The organism is Vibrio ponticus (assembly GCF_009938225.1).
Taxonomy (GTDB): domain Bacteria; phylum Pseudomonadota; class Gammaproteobacteria; order Enterobacterales; family Vibrionaceae; genus Vibrio; species Vibrio ponticus.
Genome location: NZ_AP019657.1, coordinates 1,870,388 through 1,892,774, shown reverse-complemented (window position 1 = coordinate 1,892,774; position 22,387 = coordinate 1,870,388). Strand labels below are relative to the sequence as shown.

Sequence of the window (22,387 nt, the reverse complement as noted above, 5' to 3'; positions counted from 1 at the left end):
CGTTAACTATTCTGCTAACAATGGTCCGTATGATTTAAATCATCCGGGCCATTTATTTTAGGGACATCAGAATATGAGCTACCAAGACCAAAATACTATTATGAACGCACTCGTGCCAATGGTGGTTGAACAAACTTCCCGCGGTGAACGTTCTTACGATATTTACTCGCGCTTGCTTAAAGAACGCATCATCTTCTTGACCGGTCAAGTTGAAGACAACATGGCAAACCTGATTGTTGCTCAGTTGCTTTTCCTTGAATCTGAAAACCCAGACAAAGACATTTACCTATACATCAACTCACCAGGCGGCAGCGTAACAGCAGGTATGGCAATCTACGATACTATGCAGTTTATCAAGCCAAACGTTGCGACATTGTGTACAGGTCAAGCATGTTCAATGGGTGCTTTCCTACTTGCTGGTGGCGCACCAGGTAAGCGTTTTGCACTGCCAAATGCACGTGTAATGATTCACCAACCGCTAGGTGGGTTCCAAGGTCAAGCATCAGACATTCAAATTCACGCCCAAGAAATTCTTTCAATCAAGCAAAAACTAAACACTTTGCTAGCTGAGCATACTGGTCAGCCAATGGAAGTGATCGAGCGTGATACGGATCGTGATAACTTTATGTCAGCTGCTCAAGCCGCTGAATACGGTATTATTGACCAAGTATTAACTCATCGTAGTTAAGCAAAAATTGACTTTGAGTCCGATTTAGCTGAATTGAGACAAGGTTTCGCTCAATTCACGGGGGCAATTTGCCCTAAATTGATATACACTCAAAGCGTATAGATTTAAGGCTAAGAGGTTAGCGAATGACAGATAAAAGCAAAGAGGGCAGTAGTAGTAAGCTGCTGTACTGCTCTTTCTGCGGTAAGAGCCAGCACGAAGTTCGCAAGCTGATCGCCGGTCCGTCAGTCTACATTTGTGACGAATGTGTCGACCTTTGTAACGACATTATTCGCGAAGAAATCAAAGATGTGCTTCCTAAGAAACAGTCTGAAGCGTTGCCTACGCCACGCGAGATTCGTGAGCACCTTGATGATTATGTGATTGGCCAAGATTACGCTAAAAAAGTGCTAGCCGTAGCCGTTTATAACCATTACAAGCGTTTACGCAATGGTGACACTACGAGCGAAGGTGTTGAGCTAGGTAAAAGTAACATCCTACTAATCGGTCCAACCGGTAGTGGTAAAACTTTGCTAGCCGAAACGTTAGCGCGTTTCTTGGATGTACCATTTACAATGGCTGACGCAACAACCCTGACTGAAGCAGGTTATGTTGGCGAAGACGTTGAAAACATCATCCAAAAACTGCTACAAAAATGTGACTACGACGTAGCGAAAGCAGAACGTGGTATTGTTTACATTGATGAAATCGATAAGATTTCACGCAAAGCAGAAAACCCATCAATCACACGTGACGTGTCAGGTGAAGGTGTTCAACAAGCGCTGTTGAAACTGATTGAAGGTACCGTCGCTTCGGTTCCACCACAAGGTGGTCGTAAGCATCCTCAACAAGAGTTCTTGCAAGTTGATACTTCGAAGATCCTGTTTATCTGTGGTGGTGCATTTGCCGGCCTAGATAAAGTGATTGATCAACGTGTAGCAACAGGTGCAGGTATCGGCTTCGGCGCAGAAGTGCGTTCAAAAGACGAGAACAAGACTGTTGGTGAGCTGTTTACTCAAGTTGAACCAGAAGATTTAGTGAAATACGGTCTGATTCCTGAATTCATTGGTCGTCTACCTGTAACGACGACGCTAACTGAATTGGATGAAGAAGCACTAATTCAAATTCTTTGTGAACCAAAGAATGCGTTGACGAAGCAATATGCTGCACTATTTGAACTAGAAAACTCAGAGCTTGAGTTCCGCGAAGATGCTCTACGTGCGATTGCTAAGAAAGCAATGGAGCGTAAAACAGGTGCTCGTGGTCTACGTTCAATTCTTGAAGCAGTACTTCTTGAGACCATGTATGAACTGCCATCAATGGACAACGTAAGCAAAGTTGTGATTGATGAATCAGTGATTAATGGTGAGTCTGAACCACTGCTGATTTACAGCAATTCAGACAACCAAGCGGCTGGCGCAGAGTCGTAACTCACTAAATAACAATCGTTATCAAAAAAGGAGGCTTTAAGTCCTCCTTTTTTTTATTCCTCCATTGATTCCAACCAATTAGCCCCCATATACTGCTCATAAGACTAAGCGGAAGAGAGAATAATATGAACTTGGAACGTTCCGAACGTATCGAGATCCCCGTACTACCTCTACGAGACGTAGTAGTTTACCCGCATATGGTAATTCCACTGTTTGTTGGTCGCGAAAAATCGATTGCGTGTCTAGAAGCCGCAATGGATGCCAACAAGCAAGTGCTGTTGGTTGCTCAGAAAGAAGCAGAAACCGATGAACCGACGAAAGAAGATCTATTCGAAGTTGGTACCGTTGCGACTATTCTACAGTTGCTAAAACTTCCAGACGGCACAGTAAAAGTGCTAGTAGAAGGTCAACAACGTGCACAAATCCATCAGTTTATTGACAATGAATTCTTCGTTGCTGACGCTGAATATCTAGTGACTAATGAGCTAGATGAGCGTGAGCAAGAGGTGATTGTACGTAGTGCGATCAACCAATTCGAAGGCTTTATTAAGCTAAATAACAAGATTCCACCGGAAGTACTGACTTCACTTAATGGTATCGATGAAGCTGCGCGCCTTGCGGATACAATTGCTGCGCATATGCCGCTGAAATTAGTCGATAAGCAAAAAGTACTAGAAATTCTTGATATTTCAGAGCGCCTAGAGTTCCTGATGGGACAAATGGAATCTGAAATTGATATTCTTCAAGTGGAAAAACGCATCCGCACCCGCGTGAAGAAGCAGATGGAAAAATCACAACGCGAGTACTACCTGAATGAGCAAATGAAAGCGATTCAGAAAGAGCTAGGCGAAGGTGAAGATGGCGTTGACGAATTTGAGACTCTAAAGCAGAAGATTGCCGAGTCGAAAATGCCGCAAGAAGCGCGTGAAAAGACGGAGCAAGAGCTGCAAAAGCTGAAAATGATGTCGCCAATGTCTGCGGAAGCAACCGTAGTCCGTGGTTACATTGATTGGATGCTGGGCGTGCCTTGGAGTAAGCGTAGCAAGGTTAAGAAAAACCTAGCGAAAGCGGAAGAGATCTTAAACGAAGATCACTACGGTCTTGAGCGAGTTAAAGAACGTATTCTTGAGTACTTAGCAGTACAAAACCGTATCAACAAACTCAAAGGCCCGATCCTTTGTCTTGTTGGTCCTCCGGGCGTAGGTAAAACTTCACTAGGTCGTTCTATTGCTTCGGCAACAGGTCGTCAGTACGTACGTATGGCGCTTGGTGGCGTGCGTGATGAAGCGGAAATCCGTGGTCACCGCCGCACTTACATTGGCTCAATGCCAGGTAAACTTATCCAAAAAATGTCGAAAGTTGGCGTAAAAAACCCACTGTTCCTTTTGGATGAAATTGACAAAATGTCGTCGGACATGCGTGGCGACCCATCATCGGCACTGCTGGAAGTACTCGATCCTGAGCAAAATAATGCGTTTAACGACCATTATCTAGAAGTGGATTACGATCTGTCAGATGTGATGTTTGTTGCGACGTCAAACTCGATGAATATTCCGGGTCCACTACTTGACCGTATGGAAGTGATTCGCCTTTCGGGTTACACCGAAGACGAAAAACTGAACATCGCTAAACGTCATTTGGTTGAAAAACAAGTTCAGCGTAATGGTCTGAAACCAAATGAAATCGTTATCGAAGACTCGGCTATCGTCGGCATTATCCGTTACTACACACGTGAAGCGGGTGTACGTAGCCTTGAGCGTGAGATTTCAAAGATCTGTCGTAAAGCAGTGAAGAATATATTGCTGAACAAAGAGCTGAAATCAGTAACGGTATCGATGGATAACCTAAAAGAATACCTAGGTGTACAACGATTCGATTACGGTAAAGCAGATGACAGCAACCGCGTTGGTCAAGTGACAGGTCTTGCATGGACAGAAGTTGGTGGCGATCTATTAACGATTGAAACTGAGTCGATGCTAGGTAAAGGTAAACTAGTTCAAACGGGCTCGCTAGGCGACGTGATGCAAGAGTCGATTCAAGCTGCAATGACTGTGGTTCGTACTCGCGCAGAAAAACTGGGTATTAATCCAGACTTCTACGAAAAGCGTGATATTCATGTGCACGTTCCAGAAGGTGCGACGCCAAAAGATGGTCCGAGTGCTGGTATCGCAATGTGCACCGCACTAGTTTCAAGTCTTACTGGTAACCCAGTGAAAGCTGAAGTGGCGATGACTGGTGAAATTACTCTACGTGGTGAAGTTCTACCTATCGGCGGTCTAAAGGAAAAACTGTTAGCGGCACACCGTGGCGGCATCAAAACGGTGCTAATTCCTAAAGACAACGAGCGTGATTTGGAAGAGATTCCTGAGAACGTGATCGCAGACTTGAAGGTGATTCCAGTTCAGTGGATTGACGAAGTTCTGAGTGTTGCGCTGGAAAGAGACCCGTCAGGCGTTGAGTTTGCTGTAGAAAAATAGTGATGTGCAGCAAAAATAAGTAAAAGATTACGCTGATAAGCCTAAAAGTGCTTGTCAGCGTTTTTTTTGGAAGCTAACGTTAGCCTCTGTAGCTTGAAGCCTTATATAGCAAGGCTTCAAGCTGAATTTTAAAATGAAATGGAACGAAAAGTCGTCTCACAAAATAATAACAGGCGACGTAAAGGGGAATCACCGTGAACAAAACTCAACTAGTAGAAAAAATCGCTGAGAATTCAGACCTATCTAAAGCAGCAGCAGGTCGTGCACTAGACGCATTCATCGAAGCTGTAAGCGGTACGCTTCAGTCTGGTGACCAAGTTGCTCTTGTTGGCTTCGGTACTTTCAGTGTTCGTACTCGTGCAGCTCGCACTGGTCGTAACCCAAAAACTGGCGATGAGATCCAAATCGCAGAAGCTAAAGTACCATCTTTCAAAGCTGGTAAAGCGCTAAAAGACGCTTGTAACTAATCAAACACACTACTTTTTTAAGTAGTTTGTTAGAACCTTTTTAATTTATGCGCATCATACTGATGCGCATTTCTTTTTCTGATATTATCGCGCTACTGAATTTTAATTTAATAATGAACATCGTAGTACCTCGTCCTGAGGTCATTGCGTGTCATACGCGGAGAGTAACAAAAGTATGATGGATCGATTGCGCGAAGGCGTGAATAGCATCGCGGTTAAAATTATCCTTGGCCTGATTATTCTATCTTTCGTATTCGCAGGTGTAGGCAGCTACATCGTTGGCGGTAGCAACAATGTTGCAGCGAAAGTAGGTAATGTCGAAATCAGTCGTGGTGAATTCGAGCAGGCATACCAAAACGAACGTAATCGTATGCAAGCTCAGCTTGGCGACTACTTCTCAAATCTACTAGCTGACCCTAGTTATGTTGCATCTTTCCGCCAGTCGGTTCTAGACCGTATGATTAACGATGCGCTACTAGAGCAACATGCAAAAACCTTAGGTTTGCGTGTAAGTGACGCGCAAGTTCGTGAGTTGCTATTGTCTATGCCACAATTCCAAGTAGACGGTAAGTTCAGCTCAGACGTGTACCAATCAGCACTTCGCCGTGCAGGTTACAGCCCTGAGAGCTTTGCGGAATATCTACGTCGTGATTTAGTTCGCAACCAACTACTGACGGCTGTTCAAGCAAGTGATTTTGCACTACCAGGTGAAGTTTCTGCACAAAGCAAGCTGATCATGCAAACGCGTGAAGTTAAGACAATCGATCTTGCTCTGGCTGATTTTGCTGAAAAAGTACAGCTAACAGATGAAGAGATTGCTGACTACTACAAGCAAAATCCAGATCGTTACACTCGCCCTGAGCAAGCAAAAGTCGCTTACATTGAGCTTTCTGCTGAGGCATTGAAAAACTCAATCACTATCAGTGATGAGCAAGCGAAGCAATACTACCAAGAGCACTTAGACAAATACTCTTCTGAAGAGCAGCGCAAAGTGAGCCATATCCTTATTCAAGGTGATGACCAAGCAAAAGCGCAAGCGATTTTGGATGAACTGAATGCGGGTGCAGACTTTGCAACACTTGCTGAAGAAAAGTCAGAAGATATCGGCAGTGCAGAAGAGGGTGGTTCTCTAGGTTGGATTGAGCGTGGCGTGATGGACCCAGCGTTTGAAGAAGCAGCATTTGCTCTACAAACTCCAGGTGAAGTGACAGGTCTAGTGAAATCAGATTTCGGCTACCACATTATCAAACTTGATGAGCTGAAAGACTCAGTTGCTAAGCCTTACGCAGAGGTAGCAGACACCATCAAGCAAGAGCTTCGTGATCAAAAAGCTGTTGATGAGTTCTACGAGCTGCAAAGTGAACTTGAGCGCGTTGCGTTTGAATACCCGGATTCATTAGATGATGCGGCAGAAGCCGTAAACGCGAAGATCGTTACGACTGACTTTATCTCGCAAGCTGATGCGCCTGAGCTATTGAAAACACCAGCAGTGATGCAGGCAATTCTTAGCCCAGAAGTTCGCGAAGATGGTCTAAACTCGGAAGTGATTGAAGTCGCTCCTGAGCATGTAGTGGTTGTTCGCGTAGAAGATATGCGTGATGAAACGGTTCTGCCTCTAGAAGAAGTGCGTGAACAAGTGGTTGCTCAACTATCTCGTGTGAAGGGTGAGCAAAATGCGATTGCACTAGCAACTAAAGTTGTGGATGAGCTAAAAGCAGGCAATACAGCAATTCTTGCTGAAAACGGCTTAGCATTTGGTGATGTTCAAACTATCGACCGCAGCTCGCCACTGGCTCAAGTGGTATTTGCAATGCCGAAACCAGTTGAAGGCAGCGTAGGTTACGCACAATCTAAGTCATTCAATGGTGATATTGTTGTGGTTGAGCTAGATGCGGTATCTGATGTATTTAATACTCAGTACAACGATCAAATTGCAAGTCAAATGACGCAGATGAATGCGCAACAAGACCTGCAAGGTTTGATTAGCATCTTACGTAAGACGACCGATATTGAGTACTTTGCTGTGACTCAATAAAGGATAGAAATGTAAGTTACATTCTTATCAAAACGGGCTGCTTCGGCAGCCCGTTTTATTTCTAATTGTTGCGTATAACAAAGGCTTTTTGTCCGATGTATGGTGGATTTCCACTTCCCTTTACCAAGGAATCGCAATGAAAATGAAATCTTTACTAATAACACTATTGCTTGTACTCACCTCTACGTTTGCTGTGGCATCGGATCAAGACGTCAAAGATCCCAAATATGATGGGATTGAGATAGTGGTCAACGTTAATCAAGCTTCTGCGCAAGAGATTGCCGATATGCTCAAAGGTATCGGTCTAAAAAAGGCGCAAGCAATCGTTGAGTACCGCCAGCAGCAAGGTCCTTTTAAACAGGTCGAAGACCTGGCTAAGGTGCAGGGTATCGGTGAAGCTACGGTGGCAAAAAATATCGCCAGAATAAAACTGTAGTGTTACGCCCAAGGGCTCATCTCGAGCCCTTGAATCAATTCGTCATACCGCAGTATTTCTTTTCATCTCTGTTAGTTTTAGTTTCATACCTAGGTAAGCGATGTTATCTGTTCTGACAGAGGATTTATTTGCAAACTTCCCTAGAACCTGACTCCATTTAGCTCTATAATTTCACGCCGAAAAAGTCAGAGCCGTTTGCTCTGGTGGCAAGCAACTTGGAGTATTTCATGTCCTCTCATACGCCGGTTATTACCGTAGATGGACCAAGTGGTGCAGGTAAAGGCACGCTTTGTATGCAACTAGCGAACAAGCTCGGTTTTCACTTGCTTGACTCGGGCGCAATCTATCGCGTACTAGCGTTAGCCGCGATTCACCATGGTGTTGACCTTGAGTCAGAAGATGCATTGGTGGCACTAGCGACTCACTTAGATGTTCAGTTCATCGCGGAAGGGGACTTGGTAAAAGTTATCCTTGAAGGCGAAGATGTCTCAGGTGAACTGCGTAAAGAGCAAACTGGTATGGCAGCGTCTAAAGTCGCGGCACTACCACGAGTACGTGAAGCGCTTCTGCGTCGTCAACGTGCTTTTGCCGAAGGTGTTGGCTTAGTTGCTGATGGTCGCGATATGGGCACCGTCGTCTTCCCGCAAGCAGAAGTGAAAATATTCCTAGACGCTAGCGCAGAAGAACGAGCGCAGAGACGCCTTAAACAGTTGCAAGATAAAGGGTTAGATGTTAAATTTGCTGACCTTTTGAGCGAGATCCAAGAGCGAGACGACCGAGATCGTAATCGCCCAGTGGCGCCACTACGCCCTGCAGAGGATGCGCTATTGCTTGACTCTACGTCGATGAGTATCGACGAAGTAGTAGAAAAAGCACTACAATATATTGAATCTAAACTGACTGCGTAATTTACGGGGTCGGCTCAGAGCGTTGGTCGCAAGGATGATGACTGGCGAATTTAATAACCCCATGAGGTAGGATACCCGTGGACGTTTAATTTATTGAAGATTAAATAAATGACTGAATCTTTTGCTCAACTCTTTGAAGAGTTTCTAAACGAGACTGAATTCCAACAAGGTACTATCGTTAAAGGTACTGTAGTAGCTATCGAGAACGGTTACGTTCTTGTTGACGCTGGTCTTAAGTCTGAGTCTGCAATCCCTGCTGAACAGTTCAAGAACGCTGCTGGCGAACTTGAAGTTGAAGTTGGTTCTGAAGTTGATGTTGCTCTAGACGCAGTAGAAGACGGTTTCGGTGAAACTCAACTTTCTCGTGAGAAAGCGAAGCGTCACGAAGCTTGGATCGTTCTTGAGAAAGCTTACGAAGAAGCTGAAACTGTTGTTGGTATCATCAACGGTAAAGTTAAAGGCGGTTTCACTGTTGAACTTAACGGTATCCGTGCGTTCCTACCAGGTTCACTAGTAGACGTACGTCCTATCCGTGACACAGCTCACCTAGAAAACAAAGAACTTGAGTTCAAAGTTATCAAGCTTGACCAGAAGCGTAACAACGTAGTTGTTTCTCGTCGCGCAGTTATCGAATCTGAAAACAGCGTAGAGCGTGATGAGCTACTAGAAAACCTACAAGAAGGCGCAGAAGTTAAAGGTATCGTTAAGAACCTTACTGACTACGGTGCATTCGTTGATCTAGGTGGTGTTGACGGTCTTCTACATATCACTGATATGGCATGGAAACGCGTTAAGCACCCATCAGAAATCGTTAACGTAGGTGACGAAATCCTAGTTAAAGTTCTTAAGTTCGACCGTGAGCGTACTCGCGTATCACTAGGTCTTAAGCAACTAGGCGAAGATCCATGGGTAGCAATCGCTAAGCGTTACCCAGAAGGTCACAAGCTTTCTGGTCGTGTAACTAACCTAACTGATTACGGCTGCTTCGTTGAAATCGAAGAAGGCGTTGAAGGTCTAGTTCACGTTTCTGAAATGGATTGGACTAACAAGAACATCCACCCATCTAAAGTTGTTAATGTTGGCGACGAAGTTGAGGTTATGGTTCTTGAGATCGACGAAGAACGTCGTCGTATCTCTCTAGGTCTAAAACAGTGTAAAGCTAACCCTTGGCAGTCTTTCGCTGAAGCGCAAGCTAAAGGCGACAAAGTTACTGGTAAGATCAAGTCAATCACTGACTTCGGTATCTTCATCGGTCTAGAAGGCGGCATCGACGGTCTAGTTCACCTATCTGACATTTCTTGGAATGTTGCTGGCGAAGAAGCTGTACGTGAGTACAAGAAAGGCGACGAGATCTCTGCAGTTGTTCTAGCAGTAGACGCAGAGCGTGAGCGCATCTCTCTAGGCGTTAAGCAAATGGAAAATGACCCATTCAATGCTTACGTTGCAGAGAAGAAGAAAGGCGTTCTAGTTAACGGTACTGTAACTGCAGTAGACGCTAAAGGCGCAACTGTTGAGCTAGAAGAAGGCGTTGAAGGCTACATCCGTGCATCTGAAGTTGCACGTGACCGCGTAGAAGACGCAACTCTAATCCTAAGCGTTGGTGACAGCGTTGAAGCGAAATTTACTGGTGTTGACCGTAAGAACCGCGTAATCAACCTATCTATCAAAGCTAAAGAGCAAGAAGCAATGGCATCTATCAACAAGCAAGATGACGCTGCATTCGGTAACGCTATGGCAGACGCTTTCAAAGCAGCTAAAGGCGAATAATTTAATTCCCTTTAAGCAAAAAGGAGCCGAAAGGCTCCTTTTTTATTTTTGTGGGCTAATACCAATTTCTGCAACTGGTTATTATGAAAGCGATTCATAGTTGCAAAAACTGTGCAAATTTTGACTAAAATTTTTAGCAAGTGTTTGTTGGAATTGGTATTAGTTACTATAATAAATGACAAATCACTCTACGAGGGAAACTATGACTAAGTCTGAATTGATTGAAAGACTTTGCGCTGAGCAAACTCACCTTTCAGCTAAAGAAGTCGAAGATGCGGTAAAAGACATTCTTGAGCATATGGCATCAACACTTGAGAACGGTGATCGTATCGAAATTCGTGGTTTTGGTAGCTTCTCACTACATTACCGCGAACCTCGTGTCGGTCGTAACCCGAAAACGGGCGACAAGGTTGAACTTGAGGGTAAACATGTTCCTCACTTTAAACCAGGCAAAGAATTACGCGAACGTGTAAATATTGGCTAACATTGTGAAATTATATTGACAGAAAATGTAATTTCTTCGACCTGTCGACAAACGGCACTCAGATTGAGTGCCGTTTTTTTATGCAAATAATCTCCAAATAACCCTTTAACTGCTGCTTTATTATTCAAATTCGCTAATTAAGATTTCACCCATTTCCGACAAAAATTATTGATGAATTTGACAATTTATATTGAGTTGTTATGATTTTTCGCGCTTAAATTCGGAATTAATCTTGAATTCCATCGGTAAAGTCCTGCATTTCTGTATTTAAATAGTCATTTAACTTATTCGCTAAATTTCATAAGCGCAGCGAGCAGAAAGCGGTGCTTTGTCTTATTTCCGTGCACATTGCACGTCTAAATCTTAATTTCATCTTGGACCGATTTGGTCCTACTCAACATCATAATCCAGAGGTTTAATTTGGAAGTAGTTAACTTTTGTCTGGAAAACTGGGAGATCATTGTCACTAGGACTGTAGAGCACCTTTCTTTGGTTAGCTTAGCAGTCGGTTTAGCCATTTTGACAGGCGTACCTATTGGTATTGCAATCACCCAGAACCAGCGCGCGGCAAACATCGTGTTATACCTCGCCTCTATTGTTATCACTATTCCGTCGATCGCTTTGTTCGGCATCATGATTCCAGCGCTGTCCTTAATTGGTCAGGGTATTGGTTATCTTCCCGCGGTCATTGCGGTATTGCTTTACTCGCAATTGCCGATTATTCGCAATACATACACAGCAATTAATAATGTCGATCCGTCGCTTCGTGAGGCTGCGCGAGGTATTGGGCTGACCAGTATGCAGCGTTTACGTTTAGTGGAAATTCCTTTGGCGATTCCGGTCATCATGGCAGGTGTCCGAATGGCGGTGGTGATGAATATCGGTGTCATGGCAATCGCAACCTATATTGGTGCGGGGGGACTTGGCTCTTTCATTGCGCGGGGCATTAGTCAATCTGACCCACGCCAACTCATCGTAGGGGCACTGGCAGTAAGTTTACTCGCCATTATTGCCGATTTAGGGCTAGCGAAGATCCAAAAGAAATTAACACCAAACGGTGTTGTAGTTTGCAGCTAACCCTGTGTAAGACGACTATTCGAAGAGACAGACTTTATGATCCAACTTGATAATTTGACCAAGATTTTCGAAACGCCTCAGGGTGTGATTACAGCGGCAGACCGCATCAGTATGGAAGTCCCTACTGGAGAAATTTGCGTTTTACTTGGTCCTTCAGGCTGCGGAAAAACCACGACGCTTAAAATGATTAATCGTCTGGTGACACCAACGTCAGGACGCGTGCTCATCAATGGTGAAGATACTACGGATATCGATACCGTGACATTGCGTCGCAACATAGGCTATGTGATCCAGCAAACTGGCTTATTCCCCAATATGACCATAGAAGAGAACATCTCTTTAGTACCTAAGCTCATGGGCTGGGACGTACAACGCTGCAAACAGCGAGCTAAAGATCTGTTAGATATGGTTGCGCTTGACCCCAACACCTTTATGAAACGCTACCCGAACGAATTGTCCGGAGGGCAGCAGCAGCGCGTCGGTGTTATTCGTGCATTAGCGGCTGACGCACCAGTACTGTTAATGGATGAGCCTTTCGGTGCGATTGATCCCATCAATCGCGATGCGATTCAAGAAGAGTTCCTCAAGATGAATCGCGAGCTCAATAAAACCATTATGTTCGTTTCGCATGATATTGATGAAGCAGTGAAGATGGCTGACAAAATCGCCATCTTCCGCGATGGCAAGTTGGAGCAATTCTCTAGCCCTGACCGCCTGTTAGCGAAACCCGAAACGGATTTTGTTGCCGATTTTGTCGGTAATGATCGCACGCTCAAACGCCTTCAATTAGCCACAGCGGCAGATGTGATGGAAACTCATGTTCCCGTTGTCACTGCTGGCGAGACATTGCAACAAGCGGCGAAAAAAATGGAAGAGTATGGTCATGGCATGATTGTGAAAGTAAACAAACAACATCAGCCAGTGGGCATTATTACCCGTGAGATGTCGCTCTCTTATCGAGGTCTTTGCGGTGAACATTATGCAGGGATTCAACTGGTGATTCAGCAAGACGAAGATTTACGCGCCGTAGTATCCAAAATGTTTGCCTATGACTTGTCTTGGTTGCCAGTGGTTGATGCTCAAGGTCGATTGTGTGGCGAGGTGTCGCAACGCGGCATTACTCACCACTTGGGCGCGAAATATCAAACTAAGGGGTAAGTTGTGAAACAGGAACAAATTCGCAATGCTTTGCTGTTTGCTTTAGTCCTGAGTGCCTTTTTGCTTGGTGCGACGCTTCAAGCGAATGGCTTTATTGAAGAGTTCATGTACTACAGCGAAGACATTGTTTACTTAGCGGGTGAGCATATAAAGCTGACCCTGATCTCCGGAACAATCGCGATCGTGATTGCGATACCTGCGGGTATTTTAATCAGCCGTCCGTCAATGCGCCGTTACTCAGAGCCAGCGATGCAAGTGTTTAATATTGGCACCACAGTGCCAACACTCGCGGTATTGGCGTTGTCGATGACACTGCTGGGTATTGGTAACGTGCCGGCGATTTTTGCTCTCGCCATAGCGACGATTTTACCGATTGTGCGCAACACCTATACCGGATTAATAGCGGTACCCGAGTACTTAAAAGAAGCCGCAACCGGTATGGGGTTAACACCCACTCAGCAGCTTTTTCGTGTTGAGTTACCCAATGCCATGTTTGTCATCATGGCGGGGATACGCACCGCATTTGCTATCAACATTGGTACCGTGCCATTGGCGTTTTTAATCGGCGGTACCGGGTTAGGTGAGCTGATTTTTACCGGCATTGATTTAGATGAGCTAAGCATGATGCTGGCAGGTGCATTGCCAACGGCTGGGTTAGCGGTCGTGGTTGATATGTTACTGGGTATGCTGACTTTTGGGGTTGTCAGTAAAGGGGTTAACCCTTTGCGACACTAGTTCGCATACTGATATGAATTACATTAGCACGCAAAAACTACAACAGATAGGAATGGAATAGAATGTCTAAACTTACAACTTTATTTGGTGCAACGATGCTTGCGTTGACCGCAACTTTCTCTCACGCTGCGGACTTAGTGGTTGGGGGCAAAGGCTTTACCGAGCAATTAATTGTTGCGTCGATGACCGAGCAATACCTGGCGGATCAGGGCTACGATGTGGACAAGCGCGATGGCATGGGCTCGACAGTACTGCGTAAAGCACAACACAACGGACAAATCGATCTTTACTGGGAGTATACCGGTACTTCATTGATCACGTTTAACAAGATCAAACAACCGATGTCAGCCGATCAAGCCTACGCCAAAGTAAAACAACTCGATGGTGAAAAAGGACTGGTTTGGCTCGAGCCATCAAAGGCAAACAATACCTATGCGCTTGCGATGCGAGCAAAAGACGCAGCAGCAAAGAACATAGTGACGATCTCTGATTTTGCCGACTACGTAAAAGCGGATGGTGATGAGCTATTGTTTGCCTCTAACGTCGAATTTGCCGCTCGCCCTGATGGCCTAAAGCCATTACAAAAGAAGTACCAGTTCAAATTGGCGCGTAAAAATCTGAAAAAGATGGATTCGGGTCTGACTTACCAAGCACTCAAAACTGGCAATGCTGATGTGGCATTAGTTTTTGCAACCGATGGTCGAATTAAGGCGTTTGATTTCGTGGTACTTAAAGACGACAAAGGCTTTTTCCCAAATTACGCATTGGCACCGGTTGTGCGTCAAGAGACGCTCAATAACAACCCTAAGCTTGCCGCGCAACTCAATACGCTTTCGGCTCTTTTGAATGATGAAGTGATGGCGACGTTAAACGCTAAAGTGGATGTTGACGGTCAAAGCATTGAAAAAGTCGCCAAGCAATTTTTAATCGATAATCAACTTATCTGATTCATTCAATGACTTGATTACTGCGAGTGACGTTAACTGTCACGGCTTTAAGTAAGGGGCAACAAACACGTTGCCCCTATTGATTGCAAGGTTTGGAATACCATGAAACAAAAATTAAAGGTAGCCATCGCGCAAATTGCCCCAGTGCTTGCCGATGTGGCACAAAACACCACGAAACATATTGAGTACATTAGCCAAGCGAAGCAGCAAGGCGTTGATGTATTACTTTTTCCTGAGTTGTCTCTTACTGGTTACAGTCTGTTTGCCAGTGTTCCGCGCGTAGCTTTACCACGGGTAAATGAGATATTCGAACGCTTATCGAACGTTGCTCCAGAAATGGTGATTGCGGTAGGTTTTGTCGAACAAGCTGCACCGGGTGAATTTTATAACGCGCAAGCTTTGCTAACTAAGGGGAAAGTGATTCATGTGCACCGTAAGCTAAATCTGCCAACCTATGGTGGTTTGGAAGAAGGCAAGTGGTATGGACAAGGCGAAGCGCTAGTAATGTGTGAGCATATTGACGGCTGGCCAATCCATACCTTGATTTGCGCCGATTTATGGAACCCGGCACTGCCTCATTTGGCAATGCTCGATAGACCATCATTACTGCTAGCTCCTGTCAATTCTGCCGCAGATATCGTTTCCGATGAGTTTTCGAATCCTAACGGTTGGAAAACTAACACCGACTTTATTGCTATGACCTATGGTGTACCGTTGTTGATGGCAAACAGCTGTGCGGTAGAAGGTAACAGTCGATTCTGGGGGGGGTCGCGTATATTAGATGCGTTTGGTCAGGTACTGGTAGAGGCTGGTCAAGAAGAGCAGTTGCTCGTCGCGCAGTTACAACTTGAAGATATCAACAGCGCAAGATTTCAGTTGCCGACGATCAGAGATGCAAATAATTCACTGGTTGCTAAATTGCTTAGTGATCGGTTATAGAGTTAATGCTCTAAATTTTGTGAGCAACCAGTGATATTCACTACAATGCTCGAGTAAGAGACTTTTACTTACTTGGATATAAGATAGCCATATCACACTGAAATTTGAGAATATCGTTAATATCCGTGGTCTGAATGGTGATTTTGCTGCATAATCTTACCAGTCGATTTTAAGATGGGTAATGGAATATGAAAATTATAAAAATCGTTATCGTACTGGCTTTGTTCCTTGTAGCTTTAGCGTTAGGTTCTCAAAATCAAGCAGTTGTCACTTTTAACTATCTGCTGGCTCAGGGCGATTTCCACTTATCTACATTGTTAGGTGTAGTGTTTGTGACAGGCTTTGTTATTGCATGGATCATATTCGGTAGCCTACACATGAAATCAAAACTGCAAATTCGAAAACTTAATAAGCAACTTAAAAAGCTAACTCCAGCTACCTCGACTGAGGTCGAACAAAGTAAAGCATAATCGAGTTAGGTAGGCCTTTTTCTCAATGCTAGAAATACTCTTCTTGTTATTGCCGATCGCTGCAGCCTATGGCTGGTACATGGGTAATCGTAGCGCCCAGCAAGACAAGCAGAAGCACTCAAACCAGATCTCTCGTCAGTATGTGACGGGTCTAAACTTGCTGCTTTCAGATCAGTCTGACAAAGCGGTGGATCACTTTATTGAGTTGCTTCAAGTTGATGATGACACCATAGATACGCATCTAGCATTGGGTAACTTATTCCGATCGCGTGGTGAAGTTGATCGCGCAATTCGTATCCACCAAAACCTCATTTCACGATCTGGTCTCACCATTGACCAAAAAAACATCGCCCTGCAACAACTTGCCAAAGACTATATGGCGTCGGGCTTTTTAGACCGTGCGGAAAAGATTTTTGAGCAGTTAGTTGAAGAGCCAGATCACCGCGAAGCGGCTCTGCACCAATTAGTTGCTATCTATCAGCAAACTCGCGAATGGCAAAAAGCGATCTATTATGCTAATCAACTGCTTAAGTTAGGTCGCAAGCGCATGCGAGTCAGTATCGCTCACTTCTACTGTGAAATGGCGATGCAAGATCAAGCTGACGGTGACCGTAGCCAAGCGATTAGCCACTTCAAGCGAGCTTTAAACGAAGATCCTAAGTGTGTTCGAGCAAGTATTGCATTAGGTAAGTTGTACTTAGATAGCGAAGATTACCTTCATACGATTAAGTACATGACGATGGTATTGGATCAAGACACTGACTTTGTTAGTGAAGTTTTGCCCATTCTAGCCGATTGTTATCACCACCTTGGCCAAGAAGATGAGTTGCTTGATTTCTTACGTCAATGTATTGCGAGTAAAGCGGGTGTATCAGCAGAACTGATGTTGGCACAATTAGTCGCTCAGCATGACGGCTCTGAAGCCGCACAAGAACTACTTACGCGCCAACTAGTGAAAAATCCAACCATGAAGGGCTTCTTCCGCTTGATGGATTACCATTTGATGAACGCAGAAGAAGGTCGCGCGAAAGAGAGTTTGGCGACGCTGCAAAAACTGGTTGGTGAACAGTTAAAAGTAAAACCTCATTACCGTTGTCGTAAGTGCGGTTTCTCAACGCACTCTATGTACTGGCACTGTCCTTCATGTAAAGGGTGGGGAACGATCAAGCCAATCCGTGGTTTAGACGGCGAATAAACTATTTTTCAATGCAGCTAATTTATTAGCTGCATTTTTTTAAGCACAACAAAGTTGATAGAGATAAGTTAATTAGGAGATGAGATGATCGACCAAAAAGTCATCGTAGCACTGGATTATGACAATAAAGCGGATGCCTTAGCTTTTGTTGACCGTATTGACCCTGCGTCATGCCGTTTGAAAGTAGGCAAAGAGATGTTCACTCTGTTTGGTCCTGATTTCGTCAAAGAGCTTCACCAACGTGGTTTCTCGGTATTCCTAGATCTGAAATTCCATGATATTCCAAATACATGTTCTAAAGCGGTACGCGCAGCGGCTGAGATGGGTGTTTGGATGGTTAACGTTCACGCCAGTGGTGGTGAGCGTATGATGGCAGCATCTCGTGAGATTCTAGAACCTTACGGTAAAGACCGTCCACTACTGATTGGTGTGACAGTGCTAACCAGCATGGAACAGCCAGATCTAGCGGGTATCGGTTTGGATATGGCGGCAAAAGATCAAGTAATTCGTCTAGCAAACCTGACTAAGAATGCCGGACTTGACGGTGTAGTGTGTTCAGCACATGAGTCTTCAATGTTAAAAGCTGAATTGGGTCAAGAGTTCAAGTTGATCACACCAGGAATTCGTCCAGCAGGTGCTGATCAAGGCGACCAAAAACGTATCATGACACCAGTAGAAGCGATTCAAGCGGGCTCTGATTACCTAGTTATCGGTCGTCCAATTACTCAAGCGGCAGATCCAGCTGCGGTTCTAGCGGCAATCAACGCGACACTGGCGTAATTAAGCGCTTAAGCTATTCAAAAGGTCAGCAAATGCTGACCTTTTTTCGTTTCCGGAGTGCTGGCTGGTAAAGTGTTGGCTGGTAAAGTGCTGGCTGGTCAACCGTGCACTTTGCTGACTTAAGCCGTCATCGGCACGCCACTATGGAACTTGAAATCCTGATCCGCTGTAGAGATAAGTGCAGCTTCCACTTGTCCGAACATCGCGACGCGGTCCGAGATATCTTTACCCGCGATTTCCTCCGCGAGCACGAGGTAATCTTGATAATGTCTTGCTTCTGAGCGTAGTAGCGAGATATAGAACTTGGCGATATCTTCTTCCATGTATGGCGCTAGCTTCGCAAAGCGTTCACAAGATCGCGCTTCAATATAAGCGCCAATGATCAGCTTATCGATGAGCGTTTGCGGCTCATGGGTTGCCATTTTTGACAATAAACCTTTCGCATAACGGCTAGCAGGAATAGGGTGGTATTCGATTCCACGACTATCCATGATTTCGAGCACTTGGTAGAAGTGATGCAGCTCTTCTTTGATGAGCAGCACCATTTTATCAATCAAATCTTGGCTATATGGTGAATCGGATTTCGCCATAATAGATTTGGAAATGTTGCTTTTACCTTTGAGGGTGGCAAGTGAACCAATGTCCCGGTAAGCGAAGTCTTCGTAAGGCTTAAACCAGTCCAACAGGTTATGAGCACTGCTTTTATCCACGGCATATTTGCGGATTAGGTACATAGCCGATTGACCTGCTTTGAGTTCACAAAGTAAGTGGTCGATCAAAACAGTGGAGAGGTTTTCAGGCTTACGCGCTTCTTCAATCCATTCATCTGGCGTTGAGCATTGCAGAAATTGATTAATGGGTTCGAGTAGTTGTTTGTATTGTTCTAGCATGACTTTACTGGCTAACAAAAAAGGTCGCATGTGCGACCTTTTAACAGGGTTATGGGTATTATATTACCACTTTTTCTTTTCACCAAAGAGCGCATCCATATCTTCTTCACGCTGCTTATCGACAATTTGTTGCTGCTCGGAAGCGCTTTGTGTTTGACGACGTTTTTCAATATCGTCATACATTGATTGCAGCTTGTCACGTGCTTGAATTGAGTAAGGATCGTCTTTAGTGCTCAGTACATGCAACCCTTTACGCAGCAGCTGGATAGCGGTGCCCGGTTGTCCTCGTACGATGGCATCATTCGAACGCTTAATCACGTTTTCAATATTGATACGAATTTGGATGGTTTCGAGACGCGCATTTTCCGCGACATAAGCTTCAGTATCGAAACGACCTTTGTTGTGTTCATTGCGAATGGTATCACGCAGGCGTTTGACCAGCTTTAACATCACCAACGCTTGTTTGTCGTTACTCGGCGCTTTGAAAACCGCACTTTCACCATTCTGAAAGTTCTCTTTCAAGTTTTCTATCTGCTGTTTAACGTGCTCAACACGTTGTTCAAGCTGTTTGTTTTTAGGATCAAGCTCGTACATGTTTTGTACCGCATCTAAGATGCGGTTGTTCAAACACAGTAAAAGGTTTTTACTGTATGGCATGTGATGAGCATGACCGATCAGTTCTTCAGTGGCATCGATAATGGCAATGTATCGCGCACTTTCTTGCTTTTTAGCGGTAGCGATTTTCGCGTTGTATTGCAAAATCATGTTATAGCCCAGTACGAGGACCAACAAAATCGCAACTAGAGCAATGATTAAACCAATATTCATAAATTCCATTATCTTATGTTTACGACGGCTAGCCGATAAGGATACACGATTCTGTAGACTGACGGCACCAAATATTCCTGCATTGAGCCATTATTACTTGTTGGGTCTTTGATTTACATGGAAAACAAAAATTGTGGCTAGAAACTGAGCTTTCGATAGCAAAAATTGTTTTTGTAAAGTCAATTTGCGCTTTGTGTTGCGGCTAAATTACCAATTTTGCTATCAATTTAACTAAAGAGGCGTTATAACTAAATATTATAAACTATGTAATGAAGCTTTTAACTAAATATAGTGCTTATACCCAAGTGACCTTTGATCTCGCGTTTAGTTTTTCGAGGTTGCTTGGGTATAGCCACCTACCAGCATTTCGATAAGGGATTACGAGGCAAAGAATGAAGTTACAACAACTGAAGTACATTGTTGAAGTCGTCAACCATAATTTAAACGTCTCTGCGACGGCGGAGAGTTTGTACACTTCGCAACCTGGTATCAGTAAACAGGTTCGGTTGCTGGAAGATGAATTAGGCATCCAAATTTTTGAGCGTAGCGGCAAGCACCTGACACAAGTGACCTCTGCCGGTGAAGATATTATTCGCATTTCGCAAGAGATCCTGGCACGTGTGGAAAGCATTAAAGCCGTTGCAGGTGAGCACACTCACCCTGAAATGGGCACGTTGAATATCTCGACCACGCATACTCAAGCCCGTTATGCCTTGCCTGATGTTATCAAAGGCTTTACCGCGCGTTATCCAAAAGTTTCGCTACACATGCACCAAGGCACGCCGAGCCAAATGTCAGAAGCGATTGCTAAAGGCACGGCAAACTTTGCTATTGCAACCGAAGCACTCCACCTTTACCAAGATGCTGTGATGCTACCTTGTTACCATTGGAATCGTTCAATAGTGGTGCCGAAAGATCATGCATTGGCGCAAAAAACACAAATCACGATTGAAGATCTTGCCAGTTACCCATTGGTGACTTATGTCTTCGGCTTTACTGGGCACTCTGAGCTTGATACCGCGTTTAATAAAGTGGGCTTAACGCCACGTGTGGTGTTTACTGCTACCGATGCCGATGTGATTAAAACCTATGTACGTATGGGCATGGGGGTTGGTGTGATCGCGAGTATGGCGATTGATAGTGATCAAGATGATGATTTAGTTGCAATTGATGCCAGCCACATTTTTGGTGCGAGTACCACCAGTATCGGCTTCCGTCGCGGTACTTTCTTGCGTTCTTACATGTTCGATTTTATGGAGCGTTTTGCTCCGCATTTGACCCGTCCAGTGGTGGAGCAGGCATTATCGCTAAAATCTAATGCTGAGATCGAAGAGATGTTCAAAGACATCGTCTTGCCAGTACGATAATTTACTACTCAAATGACCTACTTCCTTCTAGAATTGGCGCTCGCTACGCGCGCAGCTAAACTGAGGGAAGTATGCTCACATCATTTCAATTTATTGATTCTTACCTGACTGAACACCAACAATTTTGGCGCTTTGAGCCATTTTTGGTTTCTGAGCAGTCGCAACTTCCTTGGTTATCAGAACAGCCTGCATTATGTCAGTGGTTAGATTCGCTCACGCCTGAACAAATTGAAGAGTATAAGCAGCACTTTGATCGACTCGTATTGGCGTGCCAGCCATTTTTTCCAAGTCTAAATGCCTTTCTTAAACAACAGCAGTTGAATATGTTGCCGTTAACTGGGCTGCAATTAGAGCGCGGAATTGATTCAGGTGTACCGGGGCGCAAGCTTGAGCAAATCGTCGCAATGGGTGAATCTGCTTTACAAGCGGAAAGTGGTAGCGAGTGGCTTGAGTGGTGCTCGGGGAAAGGTTTCCTTGGGCGAATTCTTGCCAGCCAAAGCCAACAAAAGGTCACCAGTTTTGAGTATCAACAAGCACTGTGTGAAGCGGGGCAGATTGAGGCGGATAAGCAAGGTTTGCCAATGCAATTTGTGCAAGGTGATGCGTTTGCTGCTGAATCTGAGCAAGTCTTCAACATCAATCAACATGCGGTTGCTTTGCATGCCTGTGGCGACCTTCATGTCAGCCTGATAAATAAAGCGGTAAAGCATCATTTACCTGCGATGAGCATTTCACCTTGCTGTTACCATCTCATTCAAGCGGAGCGTTATCAAGCCCTCTCGGATGCGGCACAACAATCGGTTTTGAATCTGACGAAACAAGAGTTGCGCATTCCTTTGCAAGAGTTAGTCACTGGCGGTGAGCGAGTTAAACGCCATCGTTTTGAGGAGATGAGCTATCGTTTGGCTTTCGATATCCTGCTGCGCGAAACGCTCGGTTATCAGCACTATCTGCCAATCCCAAGCATTAAGAAGTCGCAACTTGGTGAGGGCTTTGCTGCATTTTGCCTTTGGGCGGCAAAGCAAAAATCAATCGAGTTACCACAGTTTGATGCTGATGAGTATTTAGCTAAAGGTGAGGCGCGCTTTTGGCGCATGGAAAAGCTCAGTTTAATTCAGCAATTGTTTAAGCGTGGTATTGAGCTTTGGTTAGTTCTCGATAAGGCGCTTTATCTCGAACAGCATGGCTATTCTGTGGCTATCAGTGAGTTTTGTAGCCGAGAAGTCTCACCGCGCAATATATTGTTGCAGGCGAAAAAACTGAGTTAAATCGAGAGATAAATTCTTTAGCAGTAAGTGTAGTGAAATGCGCTTACTGCGCTCCAAGTCTC

The 22,387-nt window shown here is 44.6% G+C and carries 21 protein-coding genes; 19 read left to right on the top strand and 2 right to left on the bottom strand.

The window, feature by feature from the left end; genetic code table 11:
* The first annotated feature begins 73 nt into the window (after positions 1–73).
* The 17 genes from clpP to pyrF all read left to right on the top strand — a co-directional run bounded on the left by clpP (position 74) and on the right by pyrF (position 17,972).
* On the top strand, positions 74–688 hold the full coding sequence (gene clpP / locus GZN30_RS08215; RefSeq protein ID WP_075651313.1) for an ATP-dependent Clp endopeptidase proteolytic subunit ClpP: 615 nt from the start codon (positions 74–76) through the stop codon (positions 686–688).
* A gap of 125 nt (positions 689–813) precedes the next feature.
* The gene (gene clpX, locus GZN30_RS08210) at positions 814–2,097 is read left to right on the top strand and encodes an ATP-dependent protease ATP-binding subunit ClpX (RefSeq protein ID WP_075651315.1); all 1,284 of its coding nucleotides are present in this window, start codon (positions 814–816) and stop codon (positions 2,095–2,097) included.
* Between the two features lie 125 nt (positions 2,098–2,222).
* Positions 2,223–4,574: an endopeptidase La gene (gene lon / locus GZN30_RS08205; protein ID WP_075651317.1), complete on the top strand. Its 2,352-nt coding sequence runs from the start codon at positions 2,223–2,225 to the stop codon at positions 4,572–4,574.
* Positions 4,575–4,768: 194 nt separating this feature from the next.
* Complete coding sequence (locus GZN30_RS08200; RefSeq protein ID WP_075651319.1) at positions 4,769–5,041, top strand: HU family DNA-binding protein; 273 nt, start codon at positions 4,769–4,771, stop codon at positions 5,039–5,041.
* Positions 5,042–5,216: 175 nt separating this feature from the next.
* The gene (gene ppiD, locus GZN30_RS08195) at positions 5,217–7,076 is read left to right on the top strand and encodes a peptidylprolyl isomerase (RefSeq protein WP_075651321.1); all 1,860 of its coding nucleotides are present in this window, start codon (positions 5,217–5,219) and stop codon (positions 7,074–7,076) included.
* A gap of 136 nt (positions 7,077–7,212) precedes the next feature.
* Positions 7,213–7,512: a ComEA family DNA-binding protein gene (locus GZN30_RS08190; RefSeq protein ID WP_075651323.1), complete on the top strand. Its 300-nt coding sequence runs from the start codon at positions 7,213–7,215 to the stop codon at positions 7,510–7,512.
* Positions 7,513–7,739: 227 nt separating this feature from the next.
* On the top strand, positions 7,740–8,420 hold the full coding sequence (cmk, locus tag GZN30_RS08185; protein WP_075651325.1) for a (d)CMP kinase: 681 nt from the start codon (positions 7,740–7,742) through the stop codon (positions 8,418–8,420).
* A gap of 108 nt (positions 8,421–8,528) precedes the next feature.
* Positions 8,529–10,187 carry a 30S ribosomal protein S1 gene (gene rpsA / locus GZN30_RS08180; RefSeq protein ID WP_075651327.1) on the top strand — a complete coding sequence of 553 codons (1,659 nt, stop codon included), beginning with the start codon at positions 8,529–8,531 and terminating at the stop codon, positions 10,185–10,187.
* Between the two features lie 202 nt (positions 10,188–10,389).
* The gene (ihfB, locus tag GZN30_RS08175) at positions 10,390–10,671 is read left to right on the top strand and encodes an integration host factor subunit beta (RefSeq protein WP_075651329.1); all 282 of its coding nucleotides are present in this window, start codon (positions 10,390–10,392) and stop codon (positions 10,669–10,671) included.
* Between the two features lie 420 nt (positions 10,672–11,091).
* Positions 11,092–11,748 (top strand): ABC transporter permease, encoded by a 657-nt coding sequence (locus GZN30_RS08170; RefSeq protein ID WP_075651331.1) that lies wholly within the window; start codon positions 11,092–11,094, stop codon positions 11,746–11,748.
* Positions 11,749–11,784: 36 nt separating this feature from the next.
* A complete protein-coding gene (locus GZN30_RS08165; RefSeq protein WP_075651333.1) occupies positions 11,785–12,906 on the top strand; it encodes an ABC transporter ATP-binding protein in 1,122 nt (373 codons plus the stop codon).
* Between the two features lie 3 nt (positions 12,907–12,909).
* Positions 12,910–13,641 carry an ABC transporter permease gene (locus GZN30_RS08160; RefSeq protein ID WP_075651335.1) on the top strand — a complete coding sequence of 244 codons (732 nt, stop codon included), beginning with the start codon at positions 12,910–12,912 and terminating at the stop codon, positions 13,639–13,641.
* Positions 13,642–13,703: 62 nt separating this feature from the next.
* Entirely contained in the window at positions 13,704–14,588 is an 885-nt protein-coding gene (locus GZN30_RS08155; protein WP_075651337.1) for a glycine betaine ABC transporter substrate-binding protein, read from the top strand.
* Positions 14,589–14,690: 102 nt separating this feature from the next.
* Positions 14,691–15,527, top strand: coding sequence for a nitrilase-related carbon-nitrogen hydrolase (locus tag GZN30_RS08150; RefSeq protein ID WP_075651340.1), 837 nt, complete (start codon positions 14,691–14,693; stop codon positions 15,525–15,527).
* Between the two features lie 188 nt (positions 15,528–15,715).
* Positions 15,716–15,997 (top strand): LapA family protein, encoded by a 282-nt coding sequence (locus tag GZN30_RS08145; RefSeq protein ID WP_075651342.1) that lies wholly within the window; start codon positions 15,716–15,718, stop codon positions 15,995–15,997.
* A gap of 25 nt (positions 15,998–16,022) precedes the next feature.
* Entirely contained in the window at positions 16,023–17,192 is a 1,170-nt protein-coding gene (gene lapB, locus GZN30_RS08140; protein WP_075651344.1) for a lipopolysaccharide assembly protein LapB, read from the top strand.
* Between the two features lie 84 nt (positions 17,193–17,276).
* Entirely contained in the window at positions 17,277–17,972 is a 696-nt protein-coding gene (pyrF, locus tag GZN30_RS08135; protein ID WP_075651346.1) for an orotidine-5'-phosphate decarboxylase, read from the top strand.
* Between the two features lie 119 nt (positions 17,973–18,091).
* Here the strand turns inward: pyrF and miaE are convergent, their stop codons facing one another.
* Entirely contained in the window at positions 18,092–18,892 is an 801-nt protein-coding gene (gene miaE, locus GZN30_RS08130) for a tRNA isopentenyl-2-thiomethyl-A-37 hydroxylase MiaE (RefSeq protein WP_075651348.1), read from the bottom strand.
* A 33-nt stretch (positions 18,893–18,925) separates the two neighbouring features.
* Positions 18,926–19,690 carry a DNA repair protein gene (locus GZN30_RS08125; RefSeq protein WP_075651351.1) on the bottom strand — a complete coding sequence of 255 codons (765 nt, stop codon included), beginning with the start codon at positions 19,688–19,690 and terminating at the stop codon, positions 18,926–18,928.
* Between the two features lie 392 nt (positions 19,691–20,082).
* Here GZN30_RS08125 and cysB point away from each other — a divergent pair, with 392 nt between their 5' ends.
* Positions 20,083–21,057, top strand: coding sequence for an HTH-type transcriptional regulator CysB (gene cysB, locus GZN30_RS08120; RefSeq protein WP_075648773.1), 975 nt, complete (start codon positions 20,083–20,085; stop codon positions 21,055–21,057).
* A gap of 71 nt (positions 21,058–21,128) precedes the next feature.
* A complete protein-coding gene (locus GZN30_RS08115; protein WP_075648772.1) occupies positions 21,129–22,325 on the top strand; it encodes a methyltransferase in 1,197 nt (398 codons plus the stop codon).
* The last annotated feature ends 62 nt before the right edge of the window (positions 22,326–22,387 follow it).